Annotated in this window: 16 protein-coding genes and 2 pseudogenes; 10 read left to right on the top strand and 8 right to left on the bottom strand. The window is 60.1% G+C overall.

Features of this window, described 5'->3' with window-relative positions:
• Position 1: 1 nt before the first annotated feature.
• Both CCANI_RS09360 and CCANI_RS09355 read left to right on the top strand, forming a co-directional pair.
• Complete coding sequence (locus CCANI_RS09360; protein ID WP_146323453.1) at positions 2–1,225, top strand: MATE family efflux transporter; 1,224 nt, start codon at positions 2–4, stop codon at positions 1,223–1,225.
• On the top strand, positions 1,225–2,064 hold the full coding sequence (locus CCANI_RS09355) for a glycosyltransferase family 2 protein (RefSeq protein WP_146323454.1): 840 nt from the start codon (positions 1,225–1,227) through the stop codon (positions 2,062–2,064). The genes CCANI_RS09360 and CCANI_RS09355 overlap by 1 nt, the downstream gene beginning before the upstream one ends.
• Before the next feature lie 1,040 nt (positions 2,065–3,104).
• Here CCANI_RS09355 and CCANI_RS09350 read toward each other — a convergent pair.
• Complete coding sequence (locus CCANI_RS09350) at positions 3,105–4,574, bottom strand: sugar transferase (RefSeq protein WP_146323455.1); 1,470 nt, start codon at positions 4,572–4,574, stop codon at positions 3,105–3,107.
• 362 nt (positions 4,575–4,936) lie between these two features.
• Here CCANI_RS09350 and CCANI_RS09345 point away from each other — a divergent pair, with 362 nt between their 5' ends.
• Positions 4,937–6,298, top strand: coding sequence for a DNA polymerase IV (locus CCANI_RS09345; protein WP_146323456.1), 1,362 nt, complete (start codon positions 4,937–4,939; stop codon positions 6,296–6,298).
• 3 nt (positions 6,299–6,301) lie between these two features.
• On the opposite strand, the gene CCANI_RS09340 is transcribed toward CCANI_RS09345, so the two are convergent.
• The gene (locus tag CCANI_RS09340) at positions 6,302–7,219 is read right to left on the bottom strand and encodes an asparaginase (protein ID WP_146323457.1); all 918 of its coding nucleotides are present in this window, start codon (positions 7,217–7,219) and stop codon (positions 6,302–6,304) included.
• A gap of 96 nt (positions 7,220–7,315) precedes the next feature.
• Here CCANI_RS09340 and CCANI_RS09335 point away from each other — a divergent pair, with 96 nt between their 5' ends.
• Complete coding sequence (locus CCANI_RS09335) at positions 7,316–7,975, top strand: WKL family lipoprotein (RefSeq protein WP_484037958.1); 660 nt, start codon at positions 7,316–7,318, stop codon at positions 7,973–7,975.
• Positions 7,976–8,059: 84 nt separating this feature from the next.
• A complete protein-coding gene (locus CCANI_RS09330) occupies positions 8,060–8,257 on the top strand; it encodes a YgaP family membrane protein (protein WP_146323458.1) in 198 nt (65 codons plus the stop codon).
• Between the two features lie 2 nt (positions 8,258–8,259).
• Here the strand turns inward: CCANI_RS09330 and CCANI_RS09325 are convergent, their stop codons facing one another.
• Positions 8,260–9,135, bottom strand: a complete 876-nt coding sequence (locus tag CCANI_RS09325) for a hypothetical protein (protein WP_146323459.1) — start codon at positions 9,133–9,135, stop codon at positions 8,260–8,262.
• A 54-nt stretch (positions 9,136–9,189) separates the two neighbouring features.
• Here CCANI_RS09325 and lspA point away from each other — a divergent pair, with 54 nt between their 5' ends.
• From lspA to CCANI_RS09310, 3 genes are read left to right on the top strand one after another with little or no spacing between them, the layout of a single operon-like run.
• Positions 9,190–9,672, top strand: coding sequence for a signal peptidase II (gene lspA / locus CCANI_RS09320; RefSeq protein WP_146323460.1), 483 nt, complete (start codon positions 9,190–9,192; stop codon positions 9,670–9,672).
• A complete protein-coding gene (locus tag CCANI_RS09315) occupies positions 9,672–10,598 on the top strand; it encodes an RluA family pseudouridine synthase (RefSeq protein WP_146323544.1) in 927 nt (308 codons plus the stop codon). The genes lspA and CCANI_RS09315 overlap by 1 nt, the downstream gene beginning before the upstream one ends.
• The gene (locus tag CCANI_RS09310; RefSeq protein ID WP_146323461.1) at positions 10,599–11,090 is read left to right on the top strand and encodes a hypothetical protein; all 492 of its coding nucleotides are present in this window, start codon (positions 10,599–10,601) and stop codon (positions 11,088–11,090) included. It abuts the gene before it with no gap.
• A 607-nt stretch (positions 11,091–11,697) separates the two neighbouring features.
• On the opposite strand, the gene CCANI_RS09305 is transcribed toward CCANI_RS09310, so the two are convergent.
• The 3 genes and pseudogenes from CCANI_RS09305 to CCANI_RS09295 all read right to left on the bottom strand — a co-directional run.
• On the bottom strand, positions 11,698–12,690 hold the full coding sequence (locus CCANI_RS09305) for a putative endonuclease domain-containing protein (protein ID WP_146323462.1): 993 nt from the start codon (positions 12,688–12,690) through the stop codon (positions 11,698–11,700).
• 374 nt (positions 12,691–13,064) lie between these two features.
• Positions 13,065–13,523, bottom strand: a complete 459-nt coding sequence (locus CCANI_RS09300; RefSeq protein ID WP_246118160.1) for a helix-turn-helix transcriptional regulator — start codon at positions 13,521–13,523, stop codon at positions 13,065–13,067.
• A 66-nt stretch (positions 13,524–13,589) separates the two neighbouring features.
• Positions 13,590–13,763: pseudogene (locus tag CCANI_RS09295) on the bottom strand (HTH domain-containing protein); the annotation flags it as partial.
• A gap of 73 nt (positions 13,764–13,836) precedes the next feature.
• Between CCANI_RS09295 and CCANI_RS09290 the strand changes: the two are divergent.
• Both CCANI_RS09290 and CCANI_RS13615 read left to right on the top strand, forming a co-directional pair.
• Complete coding sequence (locus tag CCANI_RS09290; RefSeq protein ID WP_146323464.1) at positions 13,837–14,568, top strand: alpha/beta fold hydrolase; 732 nt, start codon at positions 13,837–13,839, stop codon at positions 14,566–14,568.
• A 117-nt stretch (positions 14,569–14,685) separates the two neighbouring features.
• A pseudogene (locus tag CCANI_RS13615) lies at positions 14,686–14,802 on the top strand (IS481 family transposase); the annotation flags it as partial.
• Between the two features lie 257 nt (positions 14,803–15,059).
• Here CCANI_RS13615 and rarD read toward each other — a convergent pair.
• On the bottom strand, positions 15,060–15,914 hold the full coding sequence (gene rarD, locus CCANI_RS09280) for an EamA family transporter RarD (RefSeq protein WP_146323465.1): 855 nt from the start codon (positions 15,912–15,914) through the stop codon (positions 15,060–15,062).
• 35 nt (positions 15,915–15,949) lie between these two features.
• The gene (locus CCANI_RS09275; RefSeq protein ID WP_146323466.1) at positions 15,950–16,708 is read right to left on the bottom strand and encodes an SDR family oxidoreductase; all 759 of its coding nucleotides are present in this window, start codon (positions 16,706–16,708) and stop codon (positions 15,950–15,952) included.
• Between the last annotated feature and the right edge of the window lie 8 nt (positions 16,709–16,716).

Below are 16,716 nucleotides of genomic sequence, written 5' to 3'. Positions count from 1 at the left end.
CGTGGCACGCGTCCTCTCATTCAGCAACGCCTTCGCCGGTTTTCTCGCACAGGTGTTCAGTAGCCTGACCACCTTTGTTATCGTTATCCTCACCGCGCGCTTTCTCGACCTCGGCGTGCACGGCCATTTTGTGTTCGGCGTGGCCCTCTGCCAGATCGTGTTAAGCCTCGTCCGGGCCCTCTGCGGCGAAACCATCGTGGTGCTCTCCACCCGCGGCAAGGTGGCCAAAAAGACTTTCGATTCCGCGGTGAGCGCGGCGGTCCTAGCCACCGCCATCGGATCCGCCGCCTGCCTCGTGGCCGGGGCGTTTTGGGCCGAATACCGAGCCGTGCTCATCACCACCGCATTCGTCTGCCTGCCCGTCTGCTTCCTCGACGTCGTGCGCTATTGCACGATCTCCATGAAACGCAGCACCCTGCTCCTGGCCACCGATGCGGCCGTTTTTATCATCACAATCAGCGCCTATATCATCGCCGGAAGCTACACACAATCGCCGGTGGTATTCCTTATCGCCTGGGGTGCGGCCTGTGGGGTGTGCGCGGGGGCGTTGGCGCTTCGGTTGGGAATACGCGGCGTCGATACGCGAACTACCTGGAATTGGCTGCGCGTGAACTTTGCCCGCAGCTCCGCCTTTGTTGCGGAAGCCGCGCTCGGGGCGCTGGCGGGTGTGGCGGTGCTGTCCGTGATGGCGATCGTGACCGATAGCGAACAAATTTCCATTTTTCGCACGGCGCTGACCATTATGGGCGTGACGGGGCTGATCAATAATTTCATGCGCAGCACCGTATTGCGGGAACTCTCGCCGGAACTGCTTAAACAACGCAGGACGCTGCTGCGCGTATTTTGCCTGATGGTGGCGGCGGTGTCCACGGTGATCGTCGCGTTCGGCGTGTGCATCTGGGTGGCACCGAGCTGGCTTACCGTGGCGATCTTCGGTTCGAATTTCTTGGCGATCGTCCCGGTGTTGCTGCCCACGATCCTGCACCGGGTGAGCGCTAGCTGCTCCACGATCCCCACTATTTTCTTGCGCGCGCAGGGGGTGACCTGGACTGCCACGCGGCTGCGCATCATTGTTGTTACGCTCGGCATTGTGATCGGTCCGCTCGGCGCTTACCTCTATGGCGCGTGGGGAGCGCTGATGGGAGAAATGATCACCTACCTCATGCTGTTTATCGGCTTGAGCGCATTGGTGCTGGTGACGGCGCGCAAACAGGAGGCCGCGTAATGGAACAAACGTTTGGGGTGGTGATTCCGACCCAGGGGCGGCGCAAGAACCTGCCGAATATCCTCGAATCGTTGGCGGGGTTGCGGCTGCCGCCCTATGCCGTGGCCGTGAACGACCAATCCGAAAGCGATGAAATAGCTAGGGTGTGCGAGGAACGCCAGGGGTTATTTCCGATCCTGCGGCGCACAACACGAACCTTTCCGCGTGGCGTGTCATCCGCGCGCAACGGGGCCATCGCGGCGATCCTCGGCGACGTCGACTGGATCTGCACACTCGATGACGACTCCGTGATCGTGGACTCGCCCATCGGCCGCATCGAAGAATTCGGCAACGCCAGCGCCATCGCCGGCCGGTACCGCAGCTCCCGGATTGCCAGCTACGCGCCAATGAGGTTTACCATTGATCTTCGCACTGCGTGGACGCACACCGTCGAGTCCGCAATGTTTTTTCGTAGCGACGCCCTGCGCGCCGTCGGCCTTTTCGACGAAACGCTGGGCACGGGGAGCGCTACCCCCTGGCAATCCGGGGAGGGAACGGATCTGATCTTCCGGTGCATGCGGTATGGGCCCGTGTTGTATGACCCCGATTTTGTGGTCACTGCTGCGGCGTATCGCAGTACCGACTTTCCGATCTCCAAACATCGGCGATACGCCCGCGGAACCGGCCGTGTCATGCGGAAATGGTGCCCGAAATCCCAGCAATTCCAGGGCCTGTTGGGGCCGGCAGGGCGTGCCGCCCGATGTGCCGCGCGTGGCGAATGGCACAACGCCAACTTGCGCTTCAATATCATGCTCGGACGGCTCGAAGGCCTGCTCGGCCGGACGTGGGGCCAAGAATGATCTGGGCGGGGATGGGTTAGTGGGGCGGGTTTGCGGGGTCGAGCCGGATGGGTTTGCGCGGCGGGTTTGCGGGGTCGAGCTGGATGGGTTTGCGGGGCAGGTTTGCGGGGTCGAGCCGGATCGCACCTTGGGAAATGTAGCTTGCTACTATTTTGCGCCCCATAGTTAATTGCCTGCTGTGGGCTTCAAATCAACCGCCCTATATGAGGGCATGGCCGAATTACGTCACTGTGACGAAAAGGAGGCACGGTTGGTTGCGTGCAACCCATTGCCGGACCGGGAGTTGAACGGTGTCTACCGATATTTTTTACACCAAAATCCAAAAATCTGTGTAAAAAATATCGCGCTGGCGGCCCCAGCGAGCCCCGGATGATGAAAATTACACAGAATCGCCGATTCGTGTGTAAAAAACTTCATGCGCAGCACACAACCCATTCCTGCAGCTCATTGACACCTTAGCTTTCCAATGGGCCGCCAGAATATGGACATACACCAGGGAAGGGGCGCGGGCGTTCGGGCTCCGGCAAACGATGGGCAAGCAATCGACAGTAATGAATATGTATGCGTAACTAGATTTGCGGGAGCGGCGGTGCCGGAGTCGAAGCCAAATTGCATTCTTGGAAACGTAGCTTGCCACCATTTTGTGCCCAAGTATAATAACGTCGCTGCGGGCCTCAATTCAACCGCCCAATATGGAGCATGGTCGAATTACGTCACTGTGACGAAAAGGTGACCAGATTAGTCGTGGACAATCTATTGCGATGGCGAGAGTTGAACGGTGTCTACCGATATTTTTTACATCAAAATCCCGAAATCTGTGTAAAACATATCGCGGTGGCGGCCCCAGCGGGCCCCAGATGATGAAAATTACACAGAATCCGGCTTTCGTGTGTAAAAAACTTCATGCGCAGCACACAACCAATTCCTGCGGCGAGCCGATAGCCCTAAGACGGGCCGATTTGTGCTCCTCGCCACCGATGGGTCTGTTGCCGCATGGGAATTGGGACGGGTCGGTGTGGCTGGTTGCGGTTTTTAGGGTTTCAGTATGCGCCTTCGGGTTTGAGCACGGCTTTGATCGTGGCCAACAGGATTCGCAGATCGAGGCCGAAGGACCAGTTGTCAACGTAATAAAGGTCGAGGGCTTGGGCTAGCTCGGGGCTCAGATTGCTGCGACCACTGACTTGCCACAATCCGGTGATGCCGGGTGGTACTTCGAGGCGCATGAACATGTCATTGTCGTATTCATCGACTTCGCGCTGAACCTGTGGGCGGGGGCCGACCAGGCTCATGGTACCGTTCAGGGTATTAAAGAGCTGGGGGAGTTCGTCGATACTATATTTGCGAATGAATTTACCTACGCGGGTGACGCGAGGATCGTCCTTCATTTTGAATAGCAGCGAGGTTCCACCGGTCTGGGCAATGAGCTCTTGCACACGATCTTCCGCGTTGAGGCACATGCTTCGGAATTTCCAGACGTAATAGGGTTGACCTTTGCGTCCGATGCGTTCGCTTTTGTAGAGCACCGGTCCGTTGTCCTCAAACTTTATGGCAATTGCGGTGAGGATCATGATGGGTGCTGCAAGGATTAAGCAGGCGACGGAAAACCCGATATCAAATGCCCGCTTAAACCAGCCATTGGCGGCGCGAATCCGTGGATGATCCAAGGAAAGTACGGTGCGTGGGCCGATTGCGAGTTGGTGGAGTCGGGTTTCTGCCACGTCCTCGATCATCGGCTCTAGGTACAGATTCGTGTTCAGTGAGCGGAGATCCCACGCTAGGCGGCGAAGATTTTTGTGGCCAAAGTGCGTGACGGAGGCGACCCAGACGGTGTCGCAATCGAATTGCTGAGCTGTCTGTGCAACGTCCAGATTGGATACGTAGGATACGACGTGGCACTCCTTGACCGGTGGCAGGAGGCGCTGATTTTCGGGGTCCATGATGGAGAACGCGGCGACCTGATGGTAAGGAAAGCGCACTTCAAAGTCGGTTCCGAGCACATCGAGAATGTCTTCGGTGCGGCCAACAAATAGGATTCGGGAAGGCTGGGAGCGATATGCGCGGCGGCATATCCAGGCGGCGAGCAGCCGGGTTAAGCTCATGACGGCGATGCCGACGACAAAAGAGAATAGCAGGTAACGGTGGATAAATTCTATGTCAAATATTGCACTAATTATTGCAAAAGTACCCGCCACGAATAATGATGACGTGATCACGATTCTTACGCCCGACATATGTTGGACGTAGGAGTGGAATTCGTATCCTTTTTTAAGCCAAATGGCGGCTATCCAACTGGCTGCGACAAGGCCGATGATAAAGCATTCTCGGGCGTGAATCCCGCCCATTTTAGCGAGCGGAATGTGGTGGTTACCCAGCGCTATGCTGAGCGAGATCGATGCGCTAATGGTGACGATATCTGTGCACAAGACAACATTTTTCGGCCGCTCACTGCGCTTGGTGCGGGAGCGGGTATCGGATCTCGTCTCTCTTGTTTTGTATTCGGTAAGCGTCATTTCTTTCGGCGGGTGCTAAGGAGGTTCCATTGACCTCGAACTAGTAGGAACTGATAGATTTCATTGAAGTAAACTGAATATGCTTAGTAGAGTGGAACAATACGTAACCGTCAAGCGTTTTATTAAGTTTCGTTATAACTCACATCAGATTATTAGATGAAGCTCAGCTGCTGCAAGGTTTACGTTGAAAAAACTCAGTTTCGCTACCCCCGCCACCCGCGCAGTTTCGCGCCTTTTCCGTGCGCAGCGGGCCCGGCCGACGCGTTACACATTCCTTGGAAAATATCTATTGGATTAAGTTATCGCCGCCGGCGCGGGCAGGTAAGGCGGAACTGTCGGGGCCGGTCCTTTACCCTAGTGCTATGCAACGGTGGGTTCTGCACATAGATATGGATGCGTTTTTCGCATCCTGTGAGCAGCTGACCCGACCCACCTTGCGCGGCCGACCGGTGCTGGTAGGCGGGCCTTCCGGCAGGGGGGTGGTGGCCGGCGCATCCTATGAGGCTCGCGCCTTCGGGGCGCGTTCGGCCATGCCGATGCAGCGGGCCCGGATGATGGTGGGGTTTCGCGCGGTGGTAGTGCTGCCGAGGTTTTCGGTGTACAGCGCGGCATCCAAACGAGTGTTTGATCTGGTGCACGAGCGCGGCGGCATGGTGGAGCAGCTTGGCGTCGATGAGGCGTTTCTCGAGCCGCCGGAATTAGCGGGCGCGAGCCCTGATGAAGTGCGGGATTGGTCGAACTCGCTGCGCGCAAAAATTTTCGAGGAGACCGGGCTGCCCAGCTCGATCGGCGCGGGCTCGGGCAAGCAATATGCGAAAATTGGTTCGGGTTTGGCGAAGCCGGATGGCGTGTACGTGATCCCGGCCTCTGAGCAGCAGGCGATCCTAGGGCCGATGCCGGTGCGCAAGCTGTGGGGGATTGGGGCGGTGACGGAGGCAAAGTTGCAACGAATCGGTGTGCGAACCATCGCGGAATTTGCCGCGCTGACCAGGAAAGATGTCGAACTGTTGTTGGGGCAGCTAGGCGTGGCGTTATGGGAGCTCGCTCAGGGGCGCGACGAGCGGCTGTTGGCGCCGCGGGCGGAGGCGAAGCAGGTGTCCAGCGAGCACACCTACCCGCAGGACCTAACCACCCGCGCGGGAGTTGAACAAGCTATCGAACGCGCGGCGAATGGCGCGCTGCAAAGGTTGGCAAAGGATGGCCGCGGGGCGCGCACTGTAACGGTAAAGCTGAAGATGGCGGACTTCCACACCGAGAGCCGCTCCACCTCGTTGCCGTACGCGTCTGACGACGCCGCGGTCCTGCTCAACGCCGCAAAAACCCTGACGCGCTATCCCGATGACGTCGGCCCGATTCGCCTGGTGGGGGTCTCGTTTTCGAACTTAGAGCCGGTCTACCAAGACCTGCTGTTTCCCGACCTAGCCCCGGTGATCCCCTTTGATACCGATTGGGAGGCGGGGGTGCGCAGCGAGGCCGCACCGATTGTGGATGTGGCGGTGGAGGAGCCATCGAAATGGTTTGCCACCCAGGATGTTTGGCACCCCGAATTCGGGCATGGGTGGGTGCAAGGCGCGGGCCACGGCGTGGTTTCCGTACGCTTTGAAACCCGCACCACAGAACGCGGCAAGACCCGCAGTTTCGCATTCGACGATCCCGATCTGCAGCCTGCGGACCCGCTGCAGAGCTTGGACTGGGACGACTGGATCGCCGCCAATATTGAATAGGAGTTAGAACAAGGTTGCGGGATGTGCCCCGGTGGCGATCGCCACGGCCAACAGCACTCGAGCCTGGCCCGCCCGATGATAGGTAGACCCGATGGCGCCCTTAGCCGCGAGCGTCGCGCCACCGCCGGTGCCACCGTAGGAGCCATGGACGTCGCCACGCGGAACACGGGTGGAAATGACCACCGGAATGCCGCGGTCCATGGCCTCGCCCAAAGCAATGGCAACTTCCCGGCCCACATTGCCGGCGCCCATGCCTTCGACGACTAAGCCTTGCGCACCGCCTGCGAGCGCGGCGTCGACAAGGTCGCGGGTGGCGCCGGGGAAGGCCGGAATAATGTCCACACGAATGTTCGCTAAGGGGTGCGGCAACATCGGCTCCGGGCGGGTCGGCTCCTCGGGGCCGTTCGTGGCAAAAGCCAAGGTATCCGTGGTATGCCACTTCACGCAGCCGCGGGCCGGAATCACGGCGTGGGCGAACACGACGAGCACGCCCATATCGCGCGCCAACGGGTCGCTCGCAATGATCATCGCCTGGAGCAGGTTTTCCGCGCCGTCGCTCTCCGGGTGGTCGAAGGGCCGCTGCGCGCCGGTCAACACCACGGGGCGAGAATCCGTGTGGAAGCAATCAAGAGCGATCGCCGTCTCCTCCATGGAATCCGTGCCGTGGGTGACCACCACGCCGGAAACCTCAGGGTCCTGCAGCGCGTCGTGGACGCTCACCACAATGTCATCGATATCCGCGAACGTCATATTGGAGGAGTCCAGGCGGGTCAGCTCGCGCGTCTCAATGCTTACCCCTGGGAAGCGCGACACCAGTGGCTGTACAAGTGCTTCCCCGCTTACAGTGGGGATGAGGGCACCATCGGAGCCTGTGGTGCAGGCAATAGTTCCCCCAGTAGTAATCACAACGATTTTGCTCATAGGCACAGCTTACTGTGATCGTATGTGCATCCCGTGTACCATGGTTTCGCATTGTGGTGTCAGCCCAACCAAAGGCACCGAAGAGGAGAGTTATCCGTGAAGAAAATCTACACCGCCGTTACAGTCGGCGCTGCTGCATTTATGCTCACCGCGTGTGGGTCATTGCCGGGAAACATACCGTTCCTTGGGGGTGATTCCTCCACTTCTTCATCGGCCGCAACTTCCAGCTCGCAGGCTTCTAGCGCCGCCACCTCCGCGAGCGCCCCGCAACCCACTGCTGAAGACCTTAACGCTGTGCTTGCTATCGCGACCGACCCTAACGCTTCTGTAGAAGACAAGATTAAGACCGTTGAGGGCGGCGAAACCGCCCCTGAGCTGTTTGAAACCATGACCCGCTCCAAGCAGGAATCCGGCGCGGACTTCCAGGTAGTGCCTCCGGTGCTCCCCGGCTACACCCCTAATTCCGTGCTTGCCACCGTGAATTTCACGCTGCCCGATCGGGAGCCGCAGGTGGCGGACAACGTGGAGTTTATCTACGAAGAAAACACTTGGAAGCTGTCCAAGACATGGGCCTGTACGTTGATCACCAATACGGTGCCCCCGGAGCAGGTGCCGCAAATGTGCCAGGGTGACGTCCCAGCGCCGGTCCCACCACCGGCCGGTGAGCCGCCAGCCGCGCCGGCTCCCGCTCCCGGCGAGGTACCCCCGGCGGAGGCCCCCGCGCCTGCCCCCGAGGCCCCCGCACCGAACCCTTAAAGGTTTGTTGGCCTAGGCCCGTTGGAGTGTGAGCTCCCTCACAAGGCAGGATGTGTGCTGTCGGGCCTTTCTAGGCTGGGTCGCATGAGAAAAAATGAGCGTGCTTTTGACCGTTTCCTTCGGCTAGTCCTGTCTGCGATCACCGGTGCAGTCGCCCGCGAAACCACGGGTACCCTGTCCAAGGTCATGTGGGGTGTTTCCGCAGTCATGGCCGTGACGGGCCTGACCGGCGTCTGCCCGTTGTACCGCGTGTTCGGCATTTCCACCTGCAAGGTGAAGTAGCCCTATTGGAATTGGATGCGGGTGGTGGCCTTTTGGGTCACCGTCACGTCCGAATCGCCGCCGTATTCCACCGTGGTGGTGAATTGCACGTCGCCCTCGGGCAGCGGTTTGCTCAGGTCCACCTTGATGGTCCCCTTGGAATTCGTCGTGGAATCCAGCACCTGGAGGTCGCCGGTGGGCTGCCCGTCGGCTCCCGTGATGGATAGTTTGCTTACCGCCGGCCGTTGCTCCACCTGCACGTCGAGCTCTACCACGGAGCCCGCGATAGATTTCACCGTGTAGGTGGTTGTTTGCAGTAATGTTGAGGCCCCGCTGACCCGGCTTTCCACCTTCCACTTTGCGCCGGTACCAATGTCTTCGCCGGGGAACACCACCGGCAGGTTGATCACGTGCTGCAGGAATCGTTCCGTGGCCGCGCGCGCGGTGTCGGTGGCTTCGTCCGGCGCGGAGAACACCAATGTGTGGATGCGCCCGGTGTCGTCCCCTTCCCAGCTCACTGCGAATCCTTGTGCGGTTGCTAGTTCGTCGTTGAGGGTGGTGTCGGAGTAGGTCGGGGTCCCCACTGTGAGGGTGACCTTGCGCTGCTCGGTCGCCTCCGCCGTCACGGGGAGTTTCATGGTGTGGGTTTCTTCGGGGGTGTCGTCCCCGGTGGATGTTGTCTGGTGGAACCCATCGTCGATAATCAGCGTCGCTTGCTGCGGCGTTGCGGTGGGTTTGAAACGTATGGGCTGTTTCGAGCCGGAGCCGCCGTCTACCAGGGAGATTTTCACGGCGTCGGCTTCCACGGCGATGGGCGGTTCGCTGGGCGCTTCGTCGCTGCAGGAGGTGAGGAGCAGGGCCGCGATAACCGCAGTGAGGATACGAGTTCGAGCATGCACGTGATCCAACCTACCGAAGCCCAGAATGGGAAAACAGCACCAGGATAAGGAATGATGGATTCCGTGACACACAAAGCAAGGCTTGTTTTTGCGATCATTCCGCTCGTGGCTGTGATCGATCAGCTTTCCAAGGCGTGGGTGCTTGCCACCCTCACGCCGGGGGTTCCGCAACCGGTGATCGGGGATTGGTTTCGCTTCCTTTTGGTGTTTAACCCGGGTGCTGCGTTTTCTATGGGCCAGGGCATGACGTGGTTGTTTACGCTGATCCAGGCGGGTTTCGTGGTGGGCGTGTCGGTGTATGCGCGTCGTATTACGCATTCGTGGCAGGCGGTTGGTCTAGGCATGATTGCGGGCGGCGCGCTCGGCAATCTTTTCGACCGTCTGTTCCGCGAGCCCGGCGTATTTTTCGGCCATGTGGTGGATTTTGTGTCGGTGGGCAGTTTCGCGGTGTTTAATCTGGCGGATAGCGCGATCACGGTTGGCGTGGTGGTTTACCTTATTGGTGTGATGTTGGAAGAACGAAAGGTGCGTGCGTGATGCGGGAGTCGCGCCAAATGCCCGTGCCGGAGGGCTTAGACGGGATGCGTGTCGACGCCGCGCTTTCCAAACTGTTAGGCATTTCCCGCACCGTTGCCGCCGAACTAGCCGCCGCCGGGGACGTGGAGATCGACGGCGCAGCCGTGGGAAAGTCTGCTCGATTAGCGGCGGGGTCTTGGCTGCATGTGACGCTGCCCGCCCCGAAGGAACCGTTGTTGCCCAAGGCGGAGCTCGTCGAAGGTATGGACATCCTATATTCGGACGATGATGTCATTGTGGTGGATAAGCCGGTGGGGGTGGCCGCGCACCCGACCGTGGGGTGGGAGGGGCCCACGGTGGTTGGGGGTTTGGCTGCCGCCGGGTTCCGGATTTCCACCTCGGGCCCACCGGAGCGAAAAGGTATCGTGCAGCGCTTGGACGTCGGCACTTCCGGGGTGATGGTGGTCGCGGCGTCGGAACGCGCTTACACGCTGCTCAAACGCGCGTTCCGTGATCGGACGGTGAAAAAGACGTACCATGCGCTGGTGCAGGGGCATCTGGATCCGCTGACGGGCACGATCGAGGCGCCGATTGGCAGGCACCCGTCGGCGGGTTGGCGGTTCGCCGTGACCAGCGACGGCAAGCATTCGGTGACGCACTATAAAACAATTGAGGCGTTTCGTGAGGCTTCGTTGCTGGAGGTGCACCTCGAGACGGGGCGCACGCACCAGATCCGCGTGCACTTTTCCGCACTTCATCACCCATGTTGCGGCGATCCGATGTACGGTGCGGACCCGCAGCTGTCGCAGCGTTTGGGCTTGGTGCGGCAGTGGTTGCACGCGGTGACATTGGGTTTTCACCATCCGGCGGATGGGCGTTATCTGGAGATCACCTCGCCGTATCCCGCGGACCTGCAACATGCCCTTGACGTGGTGCGCGAGGGTTAAATGGAAGCGCGCCTCGCCGTGGCCGGCGTATCGACGGCCGCTATTATCGCCCTCGTGTTCGCCTTTGGGCATTCCGATAGGGTGTCCAAACCCATGAATATCAACGGCGATATCGTGGGCATGGATTCCGAAACTCCCGCAGCCTATCAGCAGCGGGCGCGCGCCACGCTGGAAGCTGCGGACGCCCCGGCCTTTGCGCTGATTACCTTTACCGAGCCCTTGAGCGCGGCGGAGGCGGCGCGGATTCTGGAACCGCTGCCGAGGGTGAATGCGCGGGTCACGGATACAGTCGTGGTGCCGCTGCCAGAGCCGGTTCACGGCGCGACGCGGGTGGCCGTATTTGGCTCGGACTCGATTCCGGGTGTGGTGGCGTATGCGCCTGGCGACGCACTCCGGGAGGTTGCGAAAGACGAACGTGTGTTTGCTATCGAGGTTTTGCCCTCCGACGCCGCGTGGGGCAGGTTCGGGATTCGACCGGTGCACGTGTCCTAGCGGCGCGAGTTTCTTGGTGGGGGCGGTTGTTTTGGGCAGGATGTTTTGCGGGGCGTGTTGGCGGGGCGGTTGTCCGCGGTGGGGCGGTTGTTTTGGCGGGGGCGCGAGCAACTCGGGATAGGTCGCACGTAATCTATCGAGGCTGAGCTGGCAGCATTTCCACAGGACCCCGCACTGTCCGCCCTCATTCTCACGCGCAGAATCTGCCTGCCTCACCTGCCCTGACCGATCTGCCTGAGGCAGATTCGTCGCGGCCGCATTTCCCCAGGAAAACTCGGCCCAAAAATCAGGCAGATCCCGCGCAACCAGGCAAATGTGACATAGCAGGAGCGCGAACAGGCAGATTTAACGTGGCCGGGGAAAGGGGCGCTTCAGCTACGGACAGCTACGGGGTGCTGCGGGCAGACGGCAGTGGCGGGGCAGGCACGGAGCACAAAAACGGCCGGGGTGCGCCGGGTTTCGGGCGTCACCGTACCGGTTGTGGGGTGTGGTGGGCATGCCAAGATTGTTGGGGTGCAGCGAACGATCGCCGCGAGGATTCGACGTGAGTATTCAGCCGTCAGGATTCAGTCGTTTGGATTCGGCCGTTAGGGTTCGGCGTGAGGATTCAGCCGTTCGGATTCGCGTCGGGTTTTGGTGTTTGTGTGGTGTTGGTTTCGGCGCGGTGGATGGCGCGGCGCAGGGTGGTAATGAGTTCGCGGGGTTTTTGCAGCAGCCCGTGGGTGATACGCAGTGGTTCCCAGCCGAGTTCGCGTAGCCGGATTAACACTTTGGCGTCGTAGTCGCGTTGGCTGCGTTGGAGGTGGTGGGCACCGTCGTAGAACAAACCGACGCGGATATCTGGCCAGCCGGAATCAAGCACGGTCAGCAGGGGTGTGCCGTCGTCGACTAGCGCACCGGAGTTATAGATCGGGATTTGCACCTCCAGGTGTTGGCGAAGCTGCTCGGCAATTAACCGTAGTACGGTTTCCGGGGGCGATTGCGCACCAGAGTGGGACAGCTTCAGCAGTTTTTTCAGTTGGCGGGCGCTGAAAATATTCCGCGCGATGTCACGCACCAGCTGAAAGTTCAGGGTGGTGCATGCGCGCAGCGCGTCAATCAACTGGATGGCGCGGACCTCCCAGTTAGCAAGGTTGGGCACCTGGTAGACCCACCAGGAGTGGCGGTCGCGCTGCAGATCAATCAGGCAATCCACCAGGGCGTATTCGGGGGCAACGACCTGCATGCCGGGCAGTTCCTGATCCGGTGTCCACACCCTGGTGCCCGGCCGCAGTCTGCGGCGGGTGGCGTCGAACACGTTGTGGCTGCGTTGGAAATTACTGGCCACATGCACGGTGATGTGGGCATCATCCACCCAATACTTCAAACCGGCGTAGGCTGCGGCGGCCCAGCCGCCGATAATGACATTCGGGGTTTGGGTGAAATGGGCCCGTGCCCGCAGCATGATCGGGGCGGCAAACCCGAGGCGCTGCGGGTGATACCGCGAACCCCACTCCACCTCCCGGCTCGCCCGGCAATACCCACGCGGCATGGCAAGCCGGCGAGTGATGTTGATGAAAGAGGTGTCAAGCAATTTGGTGCGACGCTGAAACAAACCCATAGCACCAGTGATAACCCCAAAACAGCACAAAACCCAGGGTTTTCCCAAACACACCCCACCAACCTGTGGATAACCCCAAACAATCCACAGGCACGTCGCGTACCAGCGGCAACAAGGTGGCGCCCAGCAAGCCGAAAGGGTATAATGTCGTCCGCCACAGCACGGGAAACGGCGGGACAACAACGTTGCAGGCAGGTGGATTATTTGCGTGGTCTCGGTCGTGACGCGGTGGCTAGGATTTTCCAGCGCTTCAAATGTGCGACGCGTTGCTAGTGCACCAATCGCGTTCGCCCAGCGACGGGCCGGATAGCGCCGTGATAACTGATGGTCTACCGCAGTATTGCTGTATTGTACGGGGACGTTGATGGAATGATTTACCGGTGATGAGGGCTTACGCTTCGCGCATTGACTGGCGGTACACCAACCTCCTCGATGTCGTGACCCGAACAAGGCTCACCGGTGACAACAGCCTTTTTTACCCGCGACAGCGCGAACCAACGGACCGCTGATCGTAGACGGCACCACGCGATCAGATACCAACGCCCGCCGGTGGAAGCGAACAACATCGGCTCGACATCGCGGCAGCTTTCAACCCCCTCTTTGGTGACGTACTGAATCCGAACCACCTTCTGGTCTGTCATAGCTTGCTCCAGCGCAGAACGGGTTGATCTCAACGATGTGGCGGGGTGATTGACCCACACCCGCTCAGTCAGTCGCTCAGCCTGTTTTCGCGTACAAGGATCAAGAACATCAACGATCTTCCCTGCGGCCGCAGCTGCCAGATCGGCATACGGCGCATCAGCTGATACAGCAACCGCAGCTAACAAGGCCATCGCTTCCGTCGGGGATAACCGTACCGGTGGGAGCGATGCGCCTGGGACCAAGCCATATCCACCGCCAGGGCCTGGACGCGACCAGATGGGTAGACCGGCGTTTTCCAGTGCAGCCAGGTCGCGCTTGATGGTACGGACTGACACCTCAAACTCGTTGGCCAAGCGTTCAGCGTTGGTTCCACGCGATCCACTACGCCGCAAAACATCCGTGAGAGCGTAAAGCCGCTCAGATCGCTTCATGATAATGCCTGGTCAAAATTCATGACATCAATAGTGACACACTGTTGTCCACCAGCACTGACATGATCGCATCATGACATCAAATCACCAGGAAAAAGCATCTCCGGCGATCATCTTGATCGCGGGCCATTGGCTTGGGGCATGGGCATGGGACGAAGTCGTCGAACAGTTGACATCCGACGGTATGCGAGCCATTCCCATCACTCTTCCAGGACTCGACGTTCACGACTCACAGCGCGCAACCAGGACTCTTGACGATCAGATCGCGGCAATTCAGTCAGTTGTCGATGCACAGGGAGGTGATGTTGTTCTCGTCGCTCATAGCGGTGCTAACGCTCCGGTCAGTGTCGTGATCGACCGAAACCCCGAACTGATCCGACGGGTCGTGTGGGTCGACTCCGGCCCCGTTTCGCCAGGCAGCACCTTCGCTCCAGATCTCCCCGAATCAGTTGTGGAGGTGCCCTTACCTGCTTTCGACGCTCTTGGTGAGCAGGCCAGTCTCGATGGGCTGAGCTCCGAGCATCTCCATCGCTTCCGCGAGAAGGCCGTCGCCGAACCGGCAGCTGTTATACGTGCAACTGTCGAGCTGACCAATGTTGACCGCTTAACGGTGCCGACCACGCTGGTGTGTTGCTCTATGTCTAGTGAACAAATCCTGGAGTTGGCTCAGGGGGGACACCCGATGTTCACGGAGGTGTCGAAGCTGACCAATGTCGACGTCATTGATCTTCCTACTGGGCACTGGCCCATGTGGAGCTGTCCCTATGCGTTGGCCAAAGTGATCAGTAACACCGCTCTCCGATAGCCTAACCGACCATTTAGACAATTTATCCATAGGGACGAGCTTGCCTAGGCTGGCCGCTTTTCTTCGCTGCTATCCCGGGAGGATATCGTGAGCCATGCCAACGCCGCCCGCGGCATCATCGTCGAACGTGTGCTGTCGGATAACGGTGGTGCATAGCGCTCGAATCTGTGGCGAGATGCCTGTACCGGACTCGGTGTCACGCACAGACGGACGCGACCGTATCGCCCACACACGGCGTGTAATCATCAGCCGCCGAGTTCCGCGCTCAGGCAGATCGGACGCGCCGGACGATCAGATCCGCGCTCAGGCAGATTCGACATGCCGGCCATCGAGCGGTTGCGTTTCCGCAGGAGGCTGAACTTGCCCTGTCAGATGTGCCTGAGGCAGATTTGGTGGGGCCAATGGTTCGAGAAACTTCGAACCATTATGTGCGGGAAGGCCACGCTGACCTGGGCGGTTGCGCACAACCTGTCCGCAGGCGTGAGGGAGTTTTAGCGGCGCGGCGCGCGATGCAGTGCAAGGTCGAGAAGATACACCGATACGGACACCCAGATGATCACAAACCCGACCCAGCGCATGGGCGTGAGGTGTTCGTGCACGATAAACACGGCCCACAGCATCTGCACCGTAGGGGTCATGTATTGCAGCATGCCCAGGGTGGATAGCGGGACGAGTTTGGCTCCCATGCCGAAACACAGCAGCGGGATGGCGGTGACCACGCCGGTGGATACGAGCAATAAGGTGTGCCCCCAACCGTGCTGCAGGAAGGAGCTGGTGGCAGTGAATTCCAGGTAGGCCAGGAACGCGGCCGCCGCGGGAAACAGAGCCAGGGTTTCGGCGGTGAGCGAGGCGGATACGCTCATGTTCACTCGTTTTTTAATCAGCCCGTAGAACCCGAAACTAAAGGCCAGGATCAGGCCTAGGATCGGCGGCTCGCCGCCCGCAAAGGTGAGCAGCAGCACGGCCGCTGCGGCGATGCCTACCGAAAGCTTTTGCAAGGCGCGCAGGCGTTCCCCTAAAAACACCATGCCGAGCAGGACGTTGACCAGCGGGTTTATAAAGTAGCCGAGGGCCGCCTCCGCCACGTGGCCGCTATTGACCGCGATCACATAGGTAAGCCAGTTGATGGCAATCACCGTCGCCGCCACCGCGATAATTAGCCAGGTGCGCCGGCTGGCGGCCCGCAATTGGCGCAGGGTGCCGCTATACCAGATCACTGCCACCATAAATACTGCGGTCCACACGATGCGGTGGGCCAGGATTTCCAGCGGCGAGGCCGGATTCAGCAGCGGAAAGAATGCCGCAAAAAATCCCCAGAACACGTAGGCGAGTACAGCGTATGCCATGGGCATGTACAGTACTCGCCAGGCAGGTCGAACACCTAGCCGCCGAGTGCTTCGGGGGATTCGGGCAGCACCTGGCCACCATCGACGATAATGCCCTGGCCGTTGATGTAGCGGGCGGCGTCGCTAGCTAAGAATGCCACCACGTTGCCAATGTCTTCGGGAGTGCCCAATTTGCCGCCGGGCACGGAGCGCGCCATCTGGTCGCAATATTCCTGGCCGAGCGCCTGCAGGCCGGGCGTGAGCACATTGCCGGGGAGCACGGCATTGCAGGTGATGCCGTCGTTAGCCAGTTCGATTGCGGCGGTGCGCACGTAACCCATCTGCGCGGCCTTGGTGGCGCCGTAGTGGGCCCAGCCGGGGAAGCCGGTCACATTGCCGGTAATCGAACTGGTCACCACGATGCGCCCCGCCCCGGAACGCTTGAGATATGGCAGTGCCGCCACCACGATATTGGCGGTCCCGCCGACGTTGAGCTTGGTGAGTTCGCCGAGGGCCGCGGCGTCGATATCCGCGATGGCGAGCTGTGGGTACGCGCCGGCGTTGGCGGCTACGATATCCAGGTTGCCATAGGTTTCCACGGCGAAGGCTACGGCTTTGTGGCATTGCGATAGGTCGGTGACGTCGCAGGGGACGGTGGGGAATTCGGTGACGGCGGCGAGGTGGGCGTCGTCAAGCGCGGCGATGACAACGTTGGCACCGGCCGTGGCTAGCGAGCGTGCAATGCCGAGGCCGATGCCGGTGGAGCCGCCGGTGACAAGGGCGGTGCGGCCGGCGAGCGAAGTGGGGGCGTTCATGGAGTTCC

It is taken from the genome of Corynebacterium canis, assembly GCF_030408595.1.
In the GTDB taxonomy this organism is placed as follows: domain Bacteria; phylum Actinomycetota; class Actinomycetes; order Mycobacteriales; family Mycobacteriaceae; genus Corynebacterium; species Corynebacterium canis.
This window is presented reverse-complemented; position numbering and strand designations above follow the sequence as displayed.